Source organism: Lyngbya sp. PCC 8106, assembly GCF_000169095.1.
GTDB lineage: Bacteria > Cyanobacteriota > Cyanobacteriia > Cyanobacteriales > Microcoleaceae > Capilliphycus.
In genome coordinates this window covers 71070-88396 of record NZ_AAVU01000009.1, presented here as the reverse complement: position 1 = coordinate 88396, position 17327 = coordinate 71070, and the positions used below count along the sequence as shown (strand labels likewise).

Annotated in this window: 14 protein-coding genes; 8 read left to right on the top strand and 6 right to left on the bottom strand. The window is 42.8% G+C overall.

The features are described 5' to 3' along the window. Positions 1-120: 120 nt before the first annotated feature. Complete coding sequence (locus L8106_RS08270; protein ID WP_009783799.1) at positions 121-3903, bottom strand: diguanylate cyclase domain-containing protein; 3783 nt, start codon at positions 3901-3903, stop codon at positions 121-123. Positions 3904-4542: 639 nt separating this feature from the next. On the opposite strand from L8106_RS08270, the gene L8106_RS08265 reads away from it, so the two are divergent. The 5 genes from L8106_RS08265 to L8106_RS08245 all read left to right on the top strand — a co-directional run bounded on the left by L8106_RS08265 (position 4543) and on the right by L8106_RS08245 (position 10610). Then, on the top strand, positions 4543-4749 hold the full coding sequence (locus L8106_RS08265) for a DUF2862 domain-containing protein (RefSeq protein ID WP_039895784.1): 207 nt from the start codon (positions 4543-4545) through the stop codon (positions 4747-4749). A 284-nt stretch (positions 4750-5033) separates the two neighbouring features. Beyond that, complete coding sequence (locus tag L8106_RS08260; protein WP_009783797.1) at positions 5034-6131, top strand: ArsA family ATPase; 1098 nt, start codon at positions 5034-5036, stop codon at positions 6129-6131. A 103-nt stretch (positions 6132-6234) separates the two neighbouring features. Then, positions 6235-7233, top strand: coding sequence for a chlorophyll synthase ChlG (gene chlG, locus L8106_RS08255; RefSeq protein WP_009783796.1), 999 nt, complete (start codon positions 6235-6237; stop codon positions 7231-7233). 145 nt (positions 7234-7378) lie between these two features. Then, entirely contained in the window at positions 7379-9946 is a 2568-nt protein-coding gene (locus L8106_RS08250; protein WP_009783795.1) for a transglycosylase domain-containing protein, read from the top strand. A 457-nt stretch (positions 9947-10403) separates the two neighbouring features. Further along, positions 10404-10610 (top strand): hypothetical protein, encoded by a 207-nt coding sequence (locus tag L8106_RS08245; RefSeq protein WP_009783794.1) that lies wholly within the window; start codon positions 10404-10406, stop codon positions 10608-10610. 79 nt (positions 10611-10689) lie between these two features. On the opposite strand, the gene L8106_RS08240 is transcribed toward L8106_RS08245, so the two are convergent. After that, complete coding sequence (locus tag L8106_RS08240) at positions 10690-11526, bottom strand: DALR anticodon-binding domain-containing protein (protein WP_009783793.1); 837 nt, start codon at positions 11524-11526, stop codon at positions 10690-10692. Positions 11527-11848: 322 nt separating this feature from the next. Between L8106_RS08240 and L8106_RS08235 the strand changes: the two genes are divergently transcribed. Further along, positions 11849-12577, top strand: a complete 729-nt coding sequence (locus L8106_RS08235) for a Crp/Fnr family transcriptional regulator (protein WP_009783792.1) — start codon at positions 11849-11851, stop codon at positions 12575-12577. A gap of 188 nt (positions 12578-12765) precedes the next feature. Continuing rightward, positions 12766-13101 (top strand): hypothetical protein, encoded by a 336-nt coding sequence (locus L8106_RS33530; protein WP_009783791.1) that lies wholly within the window; start codon positions 12766-12768, stop codon positions 13099-13101. Positions 13102-13136: 35 nt separating this feature from the next. Here the strand turns inward: L8106_RS33530 and L8106_RS08225 are convergent, their stop codons facing one another. The 4 genes from L8106_RS08225 to L8106_RS08210 all read right to left on the bottom strand — a co-directional run bounded on the left by L8106_RS08225 (position 13137) and on the right by L8106_RS08210 (position 15898). Continuing rightward, complete coding sequence (locus tag L8106_RS08225; RefSeq protein WP_232228443.1) at positions 13137-13388, bottom strand: 2Fe-2S iron-sulfur cluster binding domain-containing protein; 252 nt, start codon at positions 13386-13388, stop codon at positions 13137-13139. A 125-nt stretch (positions 13389-13513) separates the two neighbouring features. Then, positions 13514-14983, bottom strand: coding sequence for a cobyric acid synthase CobQ (gene cobQ / locus L8106_RS08220; RefSeq protein ID WP_009783789.1), 1470 nt, complete (start codon positions 14981-14983; stop codon positions 13514-13516). A gap of 137 nt (positions 14984-15120) precedes the next feature. After that, the gene (locus L8106_RS08215; RefSeq protein ID WP_009783788.1) at positions 15121-15534 is read right to left on the bottom strand and encodes an Npun_F0494 family protein; all 414 of its coding nucleotides are present in this window, start codon (positions 15532-15534) and stop codon (positions 15121-15123) included. Positions 15535-15661: 127 nt separating this feature from the next. Further along, positions 15662-15898: a hypothetical protein gene (locus L8106_RS08210; RefSeq protein ID WP_039895779.1), complete on the bottom strand. Its 237-nt coding sequence runs from the start codon at positions 15896-15898 to the stop codon at positions 15662-15664. Positions 15899-16531: 633 nt separating this feature from the next. Here L8106_RS08210 and L8106_RS08205 point away from each other — a divergent pair. Next, positions 16532-16966, top strand: coding sequence for a peroxiredoxin (locus L8106_RS08205; protein WP_009783786.1), 435 nt, complete (start codon positions 16532-16534; stop codon positions 16964-16966). The last annotated feature ends 361 nt before the right edge of the window (positions 16967-17327 follow it).

Sequence of the window (17327 nt, the reverse complement as noted above, 5' to 3'; positions counted from 1 at the left end):
CGAATTGTTAAAACAGACTGCCTGAGCAGAGAAACCGATTAAGCTAATTCTAGGAAGCCTAGTCGGTATCTGTTCCTAAATTTCAGTTTACCAGCCTCGGGGGATTGCCGGAGTATGAGTTCAGATCGAAGAACAACAACTGCGATCGCGTCCTGTTGCTTTAGCCCGATATAAAGCCTCATCTGCTGCTCCAATGAGCTTAGAAACCGATGAACTCGTGTTTGGGATTAAACTCGTTACTCCCAAACTGAGGGTGACGCATTGATGAGCAGATCCCGTATGAGAGACTCCTAACCCTCTGACTCGCACTCGAATTTCTTCGGCGACTCGCAGCGCTCCTTCTAAGGAAGTATTCGGTAAAATCACCGCAAACTCCTCTCCTCCGTAGCGAGCAACTAAATCTGCTGGACGTTTCACTCCGGCTTGGATCGCTTGGGCGACTTGCTGCAAGCAATAATCTCCCGCTTGATGCCCGTAGGTGTCGTTATAAAGTTTAAAATTATCAATATCACATAAAATTAACGAGAGTTGATCCGGCGATCGCATCAGTCGTTGCCATTCTTTTTCTAAAACTCGATCAAAACAATGACGGTTGGCAATTTGGGTTAATCCATCTCGGGCGGCTAGACGCTCTAATTCTTGATTGGCGATTTCGAGTTGATGATACAGTTGTCCCTGATGAATGGCGATCGCCGTCTGAGCAGATAATTCACTCAGCAGGGTAATTTCATGCTGTTCCCAATATCGAGTATCGCGACAATGATGAGCAATCATCAATCCCCATAATTTATCTTGATAAATAATCGGAACAACTAAGTTAGCTTTGACTGCATAGCGCTCTAGAAGTTCAATATGACACTCGTTTAAATTTGCTTGTCGAATATTCTCAATCGCTCTGACTCGCCCTTGACGATAATATTTTACATAGTTTTCTCGAAAACAAGGATCATCAATCTCATCGTCTAAGCTAACTGGATAATCCGTTAAAACCGATTCTACGACTACAGTTCCATTCCACTGACTATCAAAGCGAAATAAAATCACCCGATCTGTATCGAGAAGCCGTCGCACCTCATCTGCTGCGGTCTTGAGAATATCATTAAGATTGAGAGATTGACGAATTTTATGCACAATTTCCATGACGAGTTTTTCACGGATCACTTGCTGTTTGAGTTCTTCTTTTAAGTGAGCATATTCAAGAATTTTTTCGGCGAGTTTCTGTTGTTCGATCTGCATCATGGGTATGACATCTTCAGATGTAGAAACTACAGTTCCTCCCGGATAATTTCTTGTCCTGTTAATTGGGTGTAACTCAGAATGAATAGAAGTTGGGTTTTGAGGTTTTCTCAACCAGTCGATCACAGCTTCTCCCGATAGAGGATGACTGATCAGATAGCCTTGGGCTTGATGACAGCCAATAGATTGAAGAAATTCTAACTGTTGTCGAGTTTCTACTCCTTTTGCTAAGACATTAAACTCTAGAGCATTTCCTAAATGAACCAATGCTTCTAGGATTGCACCTTGCTTCGGATCGCTCATTAAATCTTCCACAAAGGATGAATCAATTTTTAGGGTTTTAATGGGTAATTCTTTGAGTGAAATCAGAGAAAAAGACCCCCGACCAAAATCATCTATAGAAATCTGAAGTCCTTGATCTATTAATTTTTTAAGTCGGTTAATTGAGTGACTCACATCAGATATCAGCTTGGTTTCTGTAATTTCTAACTCTAGAGATTTAGGTTCTATCTGTTCTGCTTGAATAATCTCACTTAATACCTCAACTAAATTTTCAGAATTCAACTGTTGTAAGGCAATATTTACACTAATATTTGGAATATTCAACCCGACCATTTGCCAGGTTCGATATTGATTACACACGGTTTTTAAAACCCAAGCATCAATGTTTTTTGACTGATTAGCTTGTTCAAAGCTAGCTAAAAATAAGTCAGGAGAAATCATGCCTAGACGGGGATGATTCCAACGAATCAAAGCTTCTAAACCTATTAAGTTTCCGGTTGCAATTTCAATTTTAGGTTGGTAGTGAACGACAAATTCTTCCTGTTGTAATGCTTGTTTTAAATCCGTTTTTAAGATCAAAGACTTGTGATTCTGTACATTCGCTTTAGGCGAATAAAGTTTGTAGGTATTACCATACTGCTTGGCTTGATCTAGAGCAATTTCAGCGTTCCTGAGTAGCGTTTCTGAGGTTTCTCCATCATAAGGAGCAAGAGTAATTCCTATGCTAGCATTGAGGTAAATTGCTTGATTTTGAAGATAAAATGGCTCGCTTAAAACATTGAGTAAGCTTTGACAGAAGGAAATCGCATCATCTGCATAGGCAACTTCCGATAAAATAAATACAAATCCGTCTCCATGCCAACGAGCAAGTAAGCTATTCTTGAGTTGTAATTGTGCTAAACGGTCTTGTAATCGAATCGCAACTTCTTGTAATAGTTGGTCTCCAACTTGATACCCAAAAGATTCATTAATATTTTTAAATTTATCTAGGTCTAAAATGGCAATTGCCATAATTTCTGCATTGTTTAACGCATCAATTAATGCTAAAGTTAGTTGTTGTTCTAAAACAATATGATTGGGCAGTTTCGTAACATTATCGTAGGAGGCTTGATTATTAGTTAAACGAGAAAGCTGTTGTTGAATAAAAGTGGTATAAAGATGTAGGTTTAGTAATTGTGCTAACTTCAGTTGATGGAGTTGCCAAATAGGAGTCTCTCGTCGAATTTCTCGCCAGGTTTCAAAGGATTGTCCGGTAATCTGATTGCGTGGATCTTTGTTTGGATAGCCCGCCCATTGAATTTCAATTTCTTGTTCTGTTCTAAATAGGGTCAGACAACCGATCATTTGATGGCGAGATCCCAGAGGAATAATTAATAATGAGTGAATAGAGGTATTCTTAAAAGCTTCAGCGAGGAATTGAAGATGGGAATGCTTAGAAAAGTCTGCAACGGTATAACCCCGTGGCCAGTTTGCTTGGATGGGATGAATCTCATCAAGATTGTGAAACTGAGTTGAGTCAATTTTCTGGCTAACTGGATGAATATTTTCTTGGATTAACTGTTGCCAACTGGGATGATTTTCGAGTTGGTTTTGACTGGGTTGTTCGCCCCAAGTATATGTGTGAGAAGATTTTCCGGTCAGATCATCTGTTAAGAAAAGTCGTCCTCCCGATGCTTCTAAAATAGTAATACTTTCTTCAAGAATCATTTGCCAAGTTTGATGATTATCGGGGTTTTGAGCGAAAATTTGGTCAATGCGAGTAATCGCGATTTCTTGTTTTTGTTGGTGTTTAGTTTGAGCAATCATCGTTTCTTGAGCTAGCACCAGGGAAGCTTGTTTACTAAATAGTTCGAGTGTTTGAAGTTCGGCTTCGTGATAACGGCGTGGATCACTATGATGAATGATGAGCAAACCCCATAGTTTTTCCCAGTGAAAAATGGGAATTGTTAAAGATGATAAGACTCCCATTCCGAGTAGATATTGTAGATGACATTCGTTGACTGGAGCATAGCAAATATCACGATTGGAGGGGTTAGATTGATCCCAGAATAAGTTTGCACGATCAATGATTTTTCGTTTGGCTGAAACATCTATAATAATTCGTTGATGAGTGTGATTAAATTGATTAAGAGCATCATCTGGAATATCTTGAATGGAAAAATGCAAACCAAGCAAAGCAGGTAAGGTTTCGGGTTGTAGAGCTTCGGCAATAATCACCCCATAATCTTCATTCTTGATTTGATAAATTTTAACTCGGCTTACCTTCAAGAATTTCCGAGATTCTTGAGCGATTAAGTTGAGTTTTTTGGGAAGATTTAGCTGAGTTTTTGCTTTCTTATTAAGCTTAGAAAAAAAATTATTTGATGTTTTTTGGGAGACGTTCATATCACTACTTATTCGAGTTTACGATCCGGGTTGTGAATCTAATGCTGTTTTTGTCTTGGCTTTAAAGAATCTGTTAATTAAATAACATTTACTCATGATCAGATAATGACTCAAACTTTACCAAAAGTACACCCAGAATATACACTCAAACATTAAATATCTTAAAACAAGATAATGAGTTTAGACTTTTGGGGAGTTAGATTAATAAGATTGATATCCACTCTAGAGACATAAACTTATATCTAAAGAAAATCTTAAATTTAAGTTTATAAAGTTTTAGTGATAATTGTATATCCTCTCATATATTAGCTTAATAGAATGGGAAATTGAATGTACATTCATTAACATTCTGAAGCCCCCCTAAACTTCAGGACTGTGCGTGTTCTAACCCTAAAACTTGATTTGTGGGGAGGTTGGGAGGTTGGGAGGTTGGGATGTGGGGAGGTGGGGAGGTGGGGAAGTGGGGAAGTGGGGAGGTTGGGAAGTGGGGAGGTGGGGAGGTGGGGATATCTGAAACGTCTGACTTCTGACTTTGGGAATTCGGCCTCGTGTCCTTCGGCTCTACCTGAAAAAATGGAGGAGTGGGTACAGATTCAGATAAACTGTGGATTGGTTAAAGTCCTACGGAGAACACTGGAAGTGGCAATCGAAATCGGTCAAAAAGTGAAGGTATGCCGCATCAGAGATCGGATGCCTGAAAATGTTGTCAACAAACTCAAACAAAATCCTTTCGGCACAGTCGAAGACTACAAAATGGTTGATGGGAGTGGAGTTGGTTTCGTCGTTAAGCTCGATGATAACCTCTCAACCTGGTTCTTTGAAGATGAACTAGAAACGGCATCTTAAACTTCCTGTGAGGTGGGGAGTCATACGATCGGTGACTCTAACGGATAGAACGTTGAATTGGGGAAAGAAACCGCTTGGAAACCGCCAGCGTTGCGGGTAACATCCATCAGGTTAACCCTAAAAAGACAAATTTCCCTTGAGAGTCACACACCTCCCCGACTTCACCTGATTGTTCCTAGCTCATGGGGATCAGTTGTTGTAAATCACTAAAAAACATACGCTAAGATTTCAAAGTGCGGTTAAGCCCAGAAAATGTACGCGATTTTAACAGTAGGAAAGAGTAGATGGCTCTAATATTAACCTTTCTCGGAAAAGGTGGAACTGGACGAACCACAGTTGCAGTCGCAACCGCTAAACGGTTTGCACAAGAAGGAAAGCGAGTTCTCCTCGCAAGTCAAGATACCAGTCCAGCCCTCAGCCTATTATTGGGGGAAACAGTCGGTTCTCAGCCCACAGACATCGCACCCAATCTCAAAGCGACTTATCTCAAAAGCGCTCAATTACTCGAAGAGAGTTGGGAAGAACTCAAAACCCTAGAAGCCCAATATGTTCGGACTCCCTTTTTTAAAAATGTTTATGGTCAGGAACTTGGGGTACTACCGGGAATGGATAGTGCGCTAGCTTTAAATGCGATTCGACAGTACGATGCTAGCGGTGCCTATGATGTGATTATTTATGATGGAATCAGCAGCCCAGAAACCCTGAGAATGCTGGGAATGCCAGAGATTTTAAGCTGGTATGTGCGTCGGTTTCGTCAGGTTTTTCTCGACTCTGACTTCTGGAAAGCGATTTCTCCTTTTGCTCAACCCGTTAGCAGTGCTGTATTGAGTGTGGATCTGTCTGCTGACAACTTCACCCAACCCACCAATCAAGTCAATAATATCTTGGATGATGGAAAAGCCGCCGTTGCTGATCCTAACCGCGTGATGGCTTATTTGGTGACAACTGCCGATGACATTTCCCTGGCCACCGCCCAGTATTTGTGGGGAAGCGCTCAACAAGTCTGTTTAACGGTGGGTGGAGTGATTCTCAATCAAGCCAATTTAAGCCCGGAGATCACTCAAAGCTTTGCTCCTCTCAACATCCATTCCGTGCCGAAAATTCCCGCTCAGGATTGGCAAATTTTAACCCAAGCTTTACCCGACTTTAGCGCCTCCGCCACAACAGCCCCTCGTTCCATCTCGATAGACGTGGCTAAACGGCAAGTGAGCTTATTTTTACCCAGTTTTGATAAAAAACAAATTAAACTGACTCAATACGGCCCTGAAGTCACTATAGAAGCCGGAGATCAGCGACGCAATATCTTTCTCCCTGATTCCCTACGCGGAAAACCTGTCACTGGGGCTAAGTTTCAAAACAATTCCTTGATCATTTCTTTCTAGTTCATTAAAAAAAGGAACAGGGAACAGTCTTTACTTCTGCCTCTTGACTGTAAACTGTTGACTGTAAAAGCTGTTTACTCCTCACTATTTTCTATAACAAGTTATGTCTGATACGCCTGAAACTCAAGTTCGCGAGAACCCCAATCCTCAGCCAGATCGCAGTGCCAAAACTCGCCAACTGTTAGGCATGAAGGGTGCTGCCCCCGGAGAAAAGTCCATCTGGAAAATCCGTCTACAACTGATGAAACCCATCACCTGGATACCCTTAATTTGGGGTGTGGTTTGTGGGGCGGCATCTTCGGGAAACTATACCTGGAGTTTAGAAAATTTTCTGATTGCTGCGGCTTGTATGCTGCTAGCTGGGCCGTTACTGGCGGGTTATACTCAGACATTGAATGATTTTTATGATCGGGATTTAGATGCGATCAATGAACCCTATCGACCCATTCCTTCGGGTGTGATTTCTATTCCCCAAGTCGTGACGCAAATTTTGGTTTTGTTGTTTGCTGGAGTCGCCTTATCCTATGGGTTGGATGTCTGGGCGCAGCATGAATTCCCCATTATTACCTGTCTGTGTCTGGGGGGAGCGTTTTTATCGTATATTTACTCTGCTCCGCCTTTGAAGCTGAAAAAGAATGGCTGGTTAGGAAATTATGCCTTGGGAGCGAGTTATATTGCTTTACCCTGGTGGACAGGTCATGCTTTATTTGGGGATTTAACCTCGACAATTGTGGTGTTGACGTTATTCTACAGTTTGGCAGGACTCGGAATTGCCATTGTTAATGACTTCAAGAGTGTCGAAGGCGATCGCCAACTGGGGTTACAATCACTTCCGGTGATGTTTGGGGTCGGAACTGCGGCTTGGATTTGTGTGTTGATGATTGATATATTTCAAGCAGGTGTGGCGGTGTATCTGATCAGCATCCAACAAAACCTCTACGCAACGATTCTGCTGTTGTTAGTGATTCCTCAGATTACATTCCAAGATATGTATTTTCTACGCAATCCTTTAGAAAATGATGTTAAATATCAAGCTAGCGCTCAACCGTTTTTGGTTTTAGGGATGCTGGTTGTGGGTTTGGCATTGGGTCATACCATTTAATGCCTTTAGATAGAAAAACATTTGAAAAGGTTGATTTTCAACCCCATAACAGATATCCTAAGCGGAACACGGATATACTTTTGATTGAGTTTATCCTACCTATCCTCTTGAGATATCCGTTTCCAACGAATTTTGGGAGCCTCTCGTGACAAAATTTCCTCAGGATACGGAAAATCAATCTAAGTTTATAGACTACTCGATTGATTCCGATGATCAACGCACTGAGTCTAGAGACGTGCAGTGGCAAATCTCTAACAACCAGGGTGAAACAAAATATCCAACTTTTATCAACTCAGAGCCAGATAGCGCTATGACAGGAGTTAGATCGAATTCCGCCGTTAACCCCACGCCCTCGACTCAAGATGTGTCATTATCGTCAGCCACCGAGGAAGACACACAGACAGATTCTTCTCTAAAGCCCTCTACGAATGCTGTTGAGGAAACGTCTGAATGGGATCACTCGTCTGAGGATCAACAAGGAGATCTCGATCAAGAACCCTCTTCCCCCGATCAAAAGGACCCGCAGGCTCTACAACGTTGGTCGGGTCGAGCGTGGGTCTGGGTAAAATCGAAAATTCCCACACCCGAAGAAGGTAAAACGCCTTGGTATCGACGGGTGAGTGTTTGGGTCGGTATTGGTGTGGTGACCGTGGGAGGGGGAAGTCTGGGTTATGGGGGTTGGAAGTTTTATCAGCTTTATCAAAATTTGCCCGAGGTGACTGACCTTTCCACTTACAATCGAGACGGTACGTTAACTATTAAAGCCGGAGATGGCACGATTTTGATGCAGCGAGGCCCTGCAACTCGCGATAAAGTCAAGCTTGATGAAATTCCAGAACAATTGGTTGAAGCGTTTGTGGCGATTGAAGATCGTCGGTTTTACAAGCACAATGGCATTGATTATCAAGGGATTTTCCGGGCTTTTGGCTCAAACTTGTTGGCTGGAGGTGTTGTTGAAGGCGGAAGTACGATCACGCAACAATTGGCTCGAACTGTATTTCTCGATCAAGAACGGAGTATTGTTCGTAAACTCCGCGAAGCACTGCTGGCAACGAAAATTGAACGCCAGATGAGCAAAGAGGATATTCTCGAGCAGTATCTAAATTTAGTTTATCTGGGTTCAGGAGCTTACGGAGTAGCAGATGCGGCTCTGGTCTACTTTAGCAAGCCAGTTCAACGCCTGACTCTCTCCGAAATTGCCACCTTAGCGGGTTTGCCTCCGGCTCCGAGTCAATATTCTCCGTTGGTAGACTTGGAGACGGCTACAGAACGTCGTAATGTGGTTTTGCAGCGCATGGCGGATGCTGAGGTGTTGACCGTTGCTCGAGCCGAACAGGTTAAACAACAAAAAATCGCTGTTCAGCCGAGTTCACCCAAACGGTTGCAAGTTCGCGCTCCCTATTTTGCCAGCTACATTGAAAAGGAATTACCGAAGTATATCTCGCCGGAAGCCCTGGAACTGGGAGGATTAACCGTTGAAACGAGTGTGAATCTCAAATGGCAAGAAATCGCCCAAACTGTGGTTAAAGAAGCGGTTGAAATTGATGGGGCGTCTCAAGCGTTTGATCAGGCGGCGTTAGTGGCGATTGATCCTCGTAATGGAGAGGTGAAGGCGCTGGTCGGAGGAGCGAGTTTTGCCGATAGTGAGTTTAATCGCGTTACTCAAGCTCAACGTCAGCCCGGATCAACGTTTAAGGGTTTGGTTTATGCGACGGCGATCGCGGCCGGATTTTCTCCCTATGATAGCTACAAGGATGAACCCTATCGGATAGATGGCTATCGACCCATGAATTATGGCAACCGTCACTCAAATAACTGGCGATCAATGATCAGCGCTTTGAGTAGTTCGGTGAATGTGGTGGCGGTGAGAGTGTTGGTTGATGTGGGCTTTGAACCGACGATTAAAATGGCTCAACAGATGGGAATTGACTCCCCGTTAAAACCAACCTATTCTCTGGCGTTGGGTGCTTATGAAGTGAATTTGCTGGAGTTGACCAATGCTTACGGGACGCTAGCCGATGAGGGGAATCATGTTCCTGTTCATGGAATTCGTCGGGTGGTTAACCAAAAAGGCGAAACGATTTATCAAGCCGATTTTAAACCTAAACGAGTTTTAGATAAAGGGAGTGCTGCGATTACCACTTGGATGTTAGAAGGGGTTGTCGAAAGCGGAACGGGAACTGCGGCTTATTTATCGGATCGCAATGTCGCCGGAAAAACCGGAACTTCTGAGGAAGCGCGAGATTTATGGTTCATTGGCTATATTCCTCAGATGGTGACGGGAGTTTGGTTGGGAAATGATGATAACAAACCGACTTGGGGAACCAGTGAAACTGCGGCTTACAACTGGCGTCAGTTTATGAAGCAGGTGGTTGAGGATATTCCTGCTGAAGATTTCCCAAAATTACCCGACTTGGAAGGACGCAAGGGAAGTATCAAAGCCAAACCTCATCAACCCAACAGCATTGTGACGGGAAGTTCTGCTGTTCAAAAAGATGATCCAGATTACCATCGGTTCTTCTCGAACACGAATAAGACCAACTACAACTCCCGTTCTTACAATGATGGGTATAGTGGGGGTTATGGATATAGCGGGGGCTACTCTAGCGGGGGTTATTCTAGCGGGGGTTATTCTAGTGGGGGTTATTCTAGTGGCGGTTATGGATATAGTGGGGGCTACTCTAGCGGGGGCTACGGATATAGCGGTTATTAAACATTGACACTCCCGCGCCGTAAACGGCGGGGATTCTTGGTTCAGCGAGTCCACTTAATACAGACAGGGCTACCTATCTATACCAGAGATGGATTCTCCTCAAGCGTTTTGCTCCATTTCAGAAACCTGTTTGGGTATGCCCTACCCTACAGTTCAAAACCTAAAATCTTGGTTTCTCTGTACTTGTTGCTTGAAGCTTTTATCCGCACAAGCTTTCCTGTGCGGAACCCCATAACTTCAGTGCGTCAAGGTGCGCTGCCTTTCGGCGACTGGGTTTTTAGTGTGGTTGATTACCCTTTCCACAAAAGAAAGTTTAACATAAAGCCGTCCTAAAGGACGGGGCTTGTATCCCAATTTTTTCGGTCATCCCTGAAAAAATCGATAACTGTAAACTAAAATAACGGGTAATTGTTTACTGTAGAACTGTTCACTGTCAAAAAGGAGACTATAAGTTGTCATGGATGAACTAAAGCCAATTTTTGAGGGACTGACTCAACAGCCCATCGCTTTTTTAGGGGGTTTTGTCTCTGGTGTTCTCAAGTTGAATTTATCTGATGACCCTGTAAAAACCTGGTTAACAAAAGAGGGCGCAACAGTCTCTCAAACGTCTTCTTCGGAAGCGAGTAACGGTAACAAAGGGCCACAATCAATCACTATTGAATAGAAAATAGAAATTTTCAGAAAATTTTATCGAGCCTGCACCTCAAAAGCAGGCTTTTTTTAGAATTATTTTGAGAATCAATTCATAGTTCTAAGGGGGCGATAATCGCCAGTTTTTCTTGTAAAATGTATCGCAATAGGGCTTGAGTGACTGAGATTAATCCGAGTCTGGCTTGTGCTTTTTTTGGGGTTTTGAGTTTGACTTCTCCCCAAATTTGACACTGACTGTAGAAGGCTTGAAACGCATCGGAAATTTGATGGGCTTTGTTTTGCCAGAATTGTGTTTCCGATGAGGTATAGCACGCATCTAAGGCGGTAAGAAGTTGCCAAATTAATTGCTGTTCACTGGCATGATTGAGTTGGAGTTTTCCGTTAATATCGAGCCAGGGAATCGGATTGGGGTTAATAAATAGCCAGAATGGGGGAGTAGTTTGGGGATGGGGTTCAGCTATAGTAATAATATGATCGCGATCGGCTAACCGCAACAAAGAACAGCAACGAGCATGGCTATATTGTACGGCAAATAAGTTTTGATTGTAATTTTCAGTGAATGTTGTTGTTGAGGATAGGGGAGAACTTAATGATATCGGTAACGGAGTTTGAGTCATCTGTTTTAACCAAGCAACTACAGCCTGATCGGTTAATTCAAATATAATGATTCCCGATGGAATAACATCAATAGTAATCTCAACCCATTCACTTTGGGATAACAAACATTGAAGAATTTTAGTGGCGATCTCTAGGGGATTTTGATTGTAAATTTTTGCAAGTTTCAAGGCGATCGCAGAGTGATATCGGATTGGCCAAGAATCTTTGAGGGGATAAACGGGAATATCGAGGGGATCTATGTTAACTCCTGAATCTTGAATTTGCTGATCAAGCTGGTTAACTAAAAAATATTGAACCCTGGGGATGTCCATAAAACCACTGAAACGATAGTAGAGTCAATTTGCACAAAGAACCATTTAGAGAAGATCCTAGCCCCAAGTTCCGGAACCCGAGTACCATTCTGTGTAGGTTCCTGTAGTCGATCTCTGAGTAAAACGTTGTATAAATTTAATTTTCTAGCGTGCAGATGATGTGTTTTTTGCTACATTAGAAGAATAGCTCAAACGGAGATCAGCAATGTATAAAGTTGGGCTAGCTTTGGCCGCCGTTTACTGAGTATCTAGTTTAACCCTCCGTGCTTTGAAAGCGCGAATTTAGCTTTTCTATTGTCCTTGAACTCTCATATTACCTCTTATGCAGTCAACCTCTGTATCTTCTGAAACGCCCAGTAATCGACCCTTTTTAACCTGGCAGCGTATTATTGACTGGGCGCAGGAACATTACCGTTGTCGTAGTTTTAACAAAGATGAACGAATTCCTGCCCGTCCGGGTTTACTGTATCTTGTACAATGCGGTTCTGTTCGTCTAGTCGGTAGCGCCCAACTCGGAACCACTTTTAATCAATCCAATTCTAAAGAACCTCGTCGTAGTTTAGATGAGGCGTTTCTGGGTTTTGTCGGTGCAGGTCAACCCTTTGAGTTGGTCGCCCAGTCGCCCTTTTCCCTTCAAGCTTATGCTCATACGGATGATACCACTGTTTTGTGGATGTACTGGGAAGATCTCGATAATTGGCCGCATTTCCGCCGAGAAGTTTTAGATGCGTTTCGATACCAACATCAGCGTAAATTGTTATGGTTGAGTACCTTGGGTCAGCGCCGAACGATTGACCGACTTTTAGGGTTTTTAACGCTACTCATTGAAGAATACGGTGAATGTTACGTTAATGATAGTGAAGAACATCCCTTTCGAGGATATTGCTTGCCTTGGCCTCTAACTCACTCTCAAATTGGGAGTGCAATTGGTTCAACTCGGGTGACGGTAACACGATTGATGGGTAAATTGCGTTCCTCTGGATTGATTCATACTCAAGGAGAAAATTTAATTTGTTTACCTGCGGAAGTTGAACAAGAACAATCATCCTAATTCTGTTTTGTTGTCGGCAGCTGGGTTTATATCATGGAATTGATGAAATAAAAACGAGTTTTATTCTACTACTTTAAGAGGAGAAGTAATGACTTCAATTTTTAAAATTAGTAAATCGATGTTGAGGGTGCGTCTGATGTTCAAGAGACTGCTATAACTAAAGTCGTTGTAATTGGTGATTTTAGCTGATGAAATTCACAAACTTTGCAGCAATTCTTTTATTCACCTTGCTGAGTTCTAATCGCCCTACTCATGCTGAATCACAGTCCTCTGACTTGTCTCAATCTTGGAATTCTGCTACACCTACAAAAGCAGATGTTCTCAATGCTTGTGTTCGCAATCAGGCGGAAACCTTACCCAACCCTTATAGCGATGTTGAACCGACTCATTGGGCTTATAAAGCGGTTTTGAGTATGTATTATTGTGGTGCTTTTCGTCAAGCTACACCCCCGGCTTTAATTGAACAATTACTTCAGTCTGATAGTCTTCCCGTACAAGAAAAACCGGGTTCAGATCAGAGGTGAAATGGGAGAGAATTGATGAATGTCTAGATCTCGATCTACCAAGTCGGATCAACACTAACGTTAATTGTAATTTTATCTCGTCCTGGTGGAACGGCACTAATACAAGCACAAATCACATCTCCGCCGTCAATTTCGACCTCACAAGCATGACAGGAACCCATTAAACAGCCTGTTGGAATGCTAACACCCGCCCGATTAGCAACTTCTAAAATCGCTTCTCCGGGTTGGGCAGAAACTGTGATATCATCCGGTAAAAAATGAATTTGCAAGGATTGAGAATTCACCATTTTTTTCAGAATTTGACTCAAGAATTAATTTGCAGATGAAGCTAAATCGAGTTAAATACTTAACAAGAGAAAGCAAGAGTTGGGATATATTTCTATTATAGAATGAATAAAATCTAATTCAAAATTTAATTCAAAATCTGATCCAAATCCAAATATTCTTCTACTACATCTGCCAAAACATCCAGCATCATTTCTCGTTGTTCTCGATAGTTGGGAATGCCAGTGGGCAACGTTCCTAAACCGCGTGGAGTTCGCAGATGATTTAACCAAGAACGTCGCCAGGGACTATTATCAAAAGCACCGTGCAGATAATGCCCCCAAACTGAAAATTGTTTATTTGTAACCCCCAAATTGCGATCATCAAACAGAGGTAATGTGTTTTCTCCATCTAAAACTTGAGTACGACCTTGATGAATTTCATATCCTTCGATGGATAAACCTATTTGAGGGTTTGCAGAGGTCACAGTCCGCTTACAAGAAACTTTATGATGATCCATAATCGTTTTTACAGGTAACAATCCTAAACCGGGAAATTCGCCCCGTTTACCTTCAATACCTTGACTATCAACGACACTTTCACCTAACATCTGATAGCCCCCACAAATTCCCATCACCTGACCTCCTGCGGCGACATATTTTTTCAAGGCTTCTCCCATTCCCGCTTCTTGAAGAACTAATAAATCAGCAATGGTGGTTTTAGAACCCGGAATAATGACGGCATCGGGATGACCTAACGCATCTTGCGGGTTAATATATTCTAAATTAACAGTTGGTTCTGCATCCAACGGATCAAAATCAGTAAAATTAGCAATCCGAGGTAAACGAACAACTGCAATGGTAACTTCGCTTTGAGGATTGTTGCGAGGACGACGATCTAACAAACTTAAAGAATCTTCTGCGGGTAAGGGTAAATCCACCCAAGGAATCACACCAACGACAGGAATTCCGGTATATTCTTCTAACCATGTTATCCCCGATTCTAATAGCGATCGCTGACCTCGAAATTTATTAATAATAATCCCTTTAACTAATTCCCGCTCTTGAGGTTCAAGAAGTTGTAAAGTTCCGACAACATGAGCAAAAGCCCCACCGCGATCAATATCAACAACCAGCAATGTTTTTGCATTTAGATACTCAGCCACCCGCATATTGGTTAAATCGCGGTGTTTGAGGTTGATTTCGGCTGGACTTCCTGCCCCTTCACAGACGATCATTTGATATTCTGAGGCTAAATGATCAAGGCATTTGGTAATGGCTTGCCAACCAATATCAAAATATTGTTCATAATATTCACTCGCTTTGACAACACCCACAGCTTTACCTTTTAGAATCACCTGAGAGGTCATATCACCTTGAGGTTTGAGTAAAATCGGGTTCATGGCGACAGAAGGAGAAATTCCCGCCGCCCACGCTTGAACGACTTGAGCATAACCAATTTCTGCGCCTGCGGGTGTCACGTAGGAGTTTAACGCCATATTTTGACCCTTAAACGGAGTGACTTTCACCCCTCGACGGTACAAAATCCGACATAGGGCGGTGGTGATCATGGATTTACCAGCGTGGGAGGTGGTTCCCACAATCATAATTGCTTTCATGTTGACAAATTACAAAGTTAGTATTACAAAAACAGGTTGAGAAGTTGTATTGAATGTCTAGAAAAATTGGAAATTAAATCTGTTTTTGACATCCTCCCGACGCCAACGTTCCTTATGGCGTAGGTCTTCTTGCTTAATTAAGATAAAGGAAACCGTAAACGGCGATGGAGGAAATTTAAACAGCGTTCACGCGCGGTGGGAGTCTCGAGTCCTTGAGTTTGATGTTCTGCTTTTTCGACAAGCTGACGACTGAGGGGGGTGAGTCGAAAACTATCGGTAATTCCCTGTCCGTCTACTTCCCGTCGCAATACACCGACTTGAATGAGCCACATTAAATGGTTTTCCACACTGAGTTCGGATTGAGGGGAACGAGTGTAGCCCTGTTCAACGCCCCGCGATCCGGCGATCGCATTGAGTTCAACGCTTTCATATCGCATCAAACTCAGCAATTTCAGGGTAAAGGGAGAACAACGAATCGCACGTTCAGCCCGTTCGAGAGTGCGAGAGGGATATTGGATTGATTTAGGGGGGGAAGACTCAACAGAGGTCATCTAATTTGTAATGGTAAGAGTAATTTAAAACAGCCGATGTTTTTATGAATGGAAAAACCCGGCTAATTTCAAAAACCGGGCTTTTCTTTTATTCCATATTAGGGGGGATTTGGTGACTACGCCACAGTTAGCGGAAAAACTGGTGTCTATCAAGGATGGTTTCACCATGATCGGGTATCCAAGCGATCCACTGATTTGCAGCGTTTTCACACAAGAGTAGGGCTTCGTCGTGACTGTAGGGGTTGGGAAGTTCCGAGAGGTTAACCCAACTTCCGGGTTCATATTCGCTCTTAGAATAAAATCTCTGAAGCCCACCCGTCAGAGAAGGATTTGGGGTGATTTGGGGGTGTAGGTCAAGTGACATGGCTTTTTCCTCGTTGAGTTTGTTCTCAGAGACTTTGATCTCACCGCAAGTTTCCTCTGAAAACCTGACATTATAATTATTTTCTGTATTCATTGTTACAGAAACTAGACTGGCTCTCAAGTTTTTGTTGTACAACTTCATCAAATGGGGAGGTCGGGAGATCTTGCCTGTTGCATGATTGCCTGTTGCCTGTGAAAAAGCGTTCCCAATCCTTTAAAATGACCGAAAAAATTGGGATACAAGCCCCGTCCGTGATTGACGGCTTTATGTTAAACTTTCTTTTGTGGAAAGGGTAATCAACCACACTAAAAACCCAGTCACCGAAAGGCAACGCACCTTGACGCACTGAAGTTATGGGGTTCCGCACGGGAAAGCTTGTGCGCTTATTAGCGCGCAACGCAACAAGTACAGAGAAACCAAGATTTTAGGTTTTGAACTGTAGGGTAGGGCATACCCAAACAGGTTTCTGAAATGGAGCAAAACGCTTGGGGAGAATTCATCTCTGGTATAGATAGGGCAACCTATCTGTATTAAATGGACTCGCTGAACCAAGAATCCCCGCCGTTTACGGCGTGGGAGTGTCAATTTGTGAAGAAAATCGAAAAAATTTCTTTTGGGGAGGATCTCTGAGCTATGGCTTTATCTGTAGGAACAAAAGCCCCTGACTTTACCGCAAAAGACAGCAATGGAAAAACTGTCTCTCTGGCGGACTATAAGGGCAAGATAGTTGTTCTGTACTTCTACCCCAAGGATGATACCCCGGGTTGCACGAAAGAAGCCGAAAGCTTCCGTGACAGCTTCGCCGACTACCAAGGCAAAGACATGGTGGTTTTAGGGGTGAGTATGGATGACGAAGCCTCCCACAAGGCTTTTGCAGAAAAGTATGGTTTACCGTTTATTCTGTTAGCCGATCCCGATGGCACGATTACCAAAGCCTATGATGTTGATGGTGGAGGCTATGCCAAACGTGTTACCTATCTGATTAATGGTGAAGGAATGATTGATTATGTTGATGACAAGGTGAATACCTCGTCTCATGCTAAAGATATTCTCGCCCGACTCGGTTAATCAAGCGATGATTTGATCCAGTCTCAGGAAAAATTCATCCTTATTAACGATGTAGCCGTCCGTAGATAGTTCTAGGGGCGGCTTTATTGGTGCAGTTGTGAGCTATGCTATAGCGCAACGCGGGCGGGAACAGGGAACAGGGAACAGGGAACAGGGGATTTAAAAACCCTTTAAATCAAGGTTTTAGAGTTTCTGGGTTCTGTTAGTTTGTTCACAATATTAGCGCGAACTGCTATAACTCTGTTTGAAGCGATAAACCTCAAACGATCCCTTGACTTGATCCGTCCCCACTAGCTCATTTCTAGCTTCATCCAAGCTACTCACAGTTAACTGTGCCTTCATTGTGACTTACGACAACTCC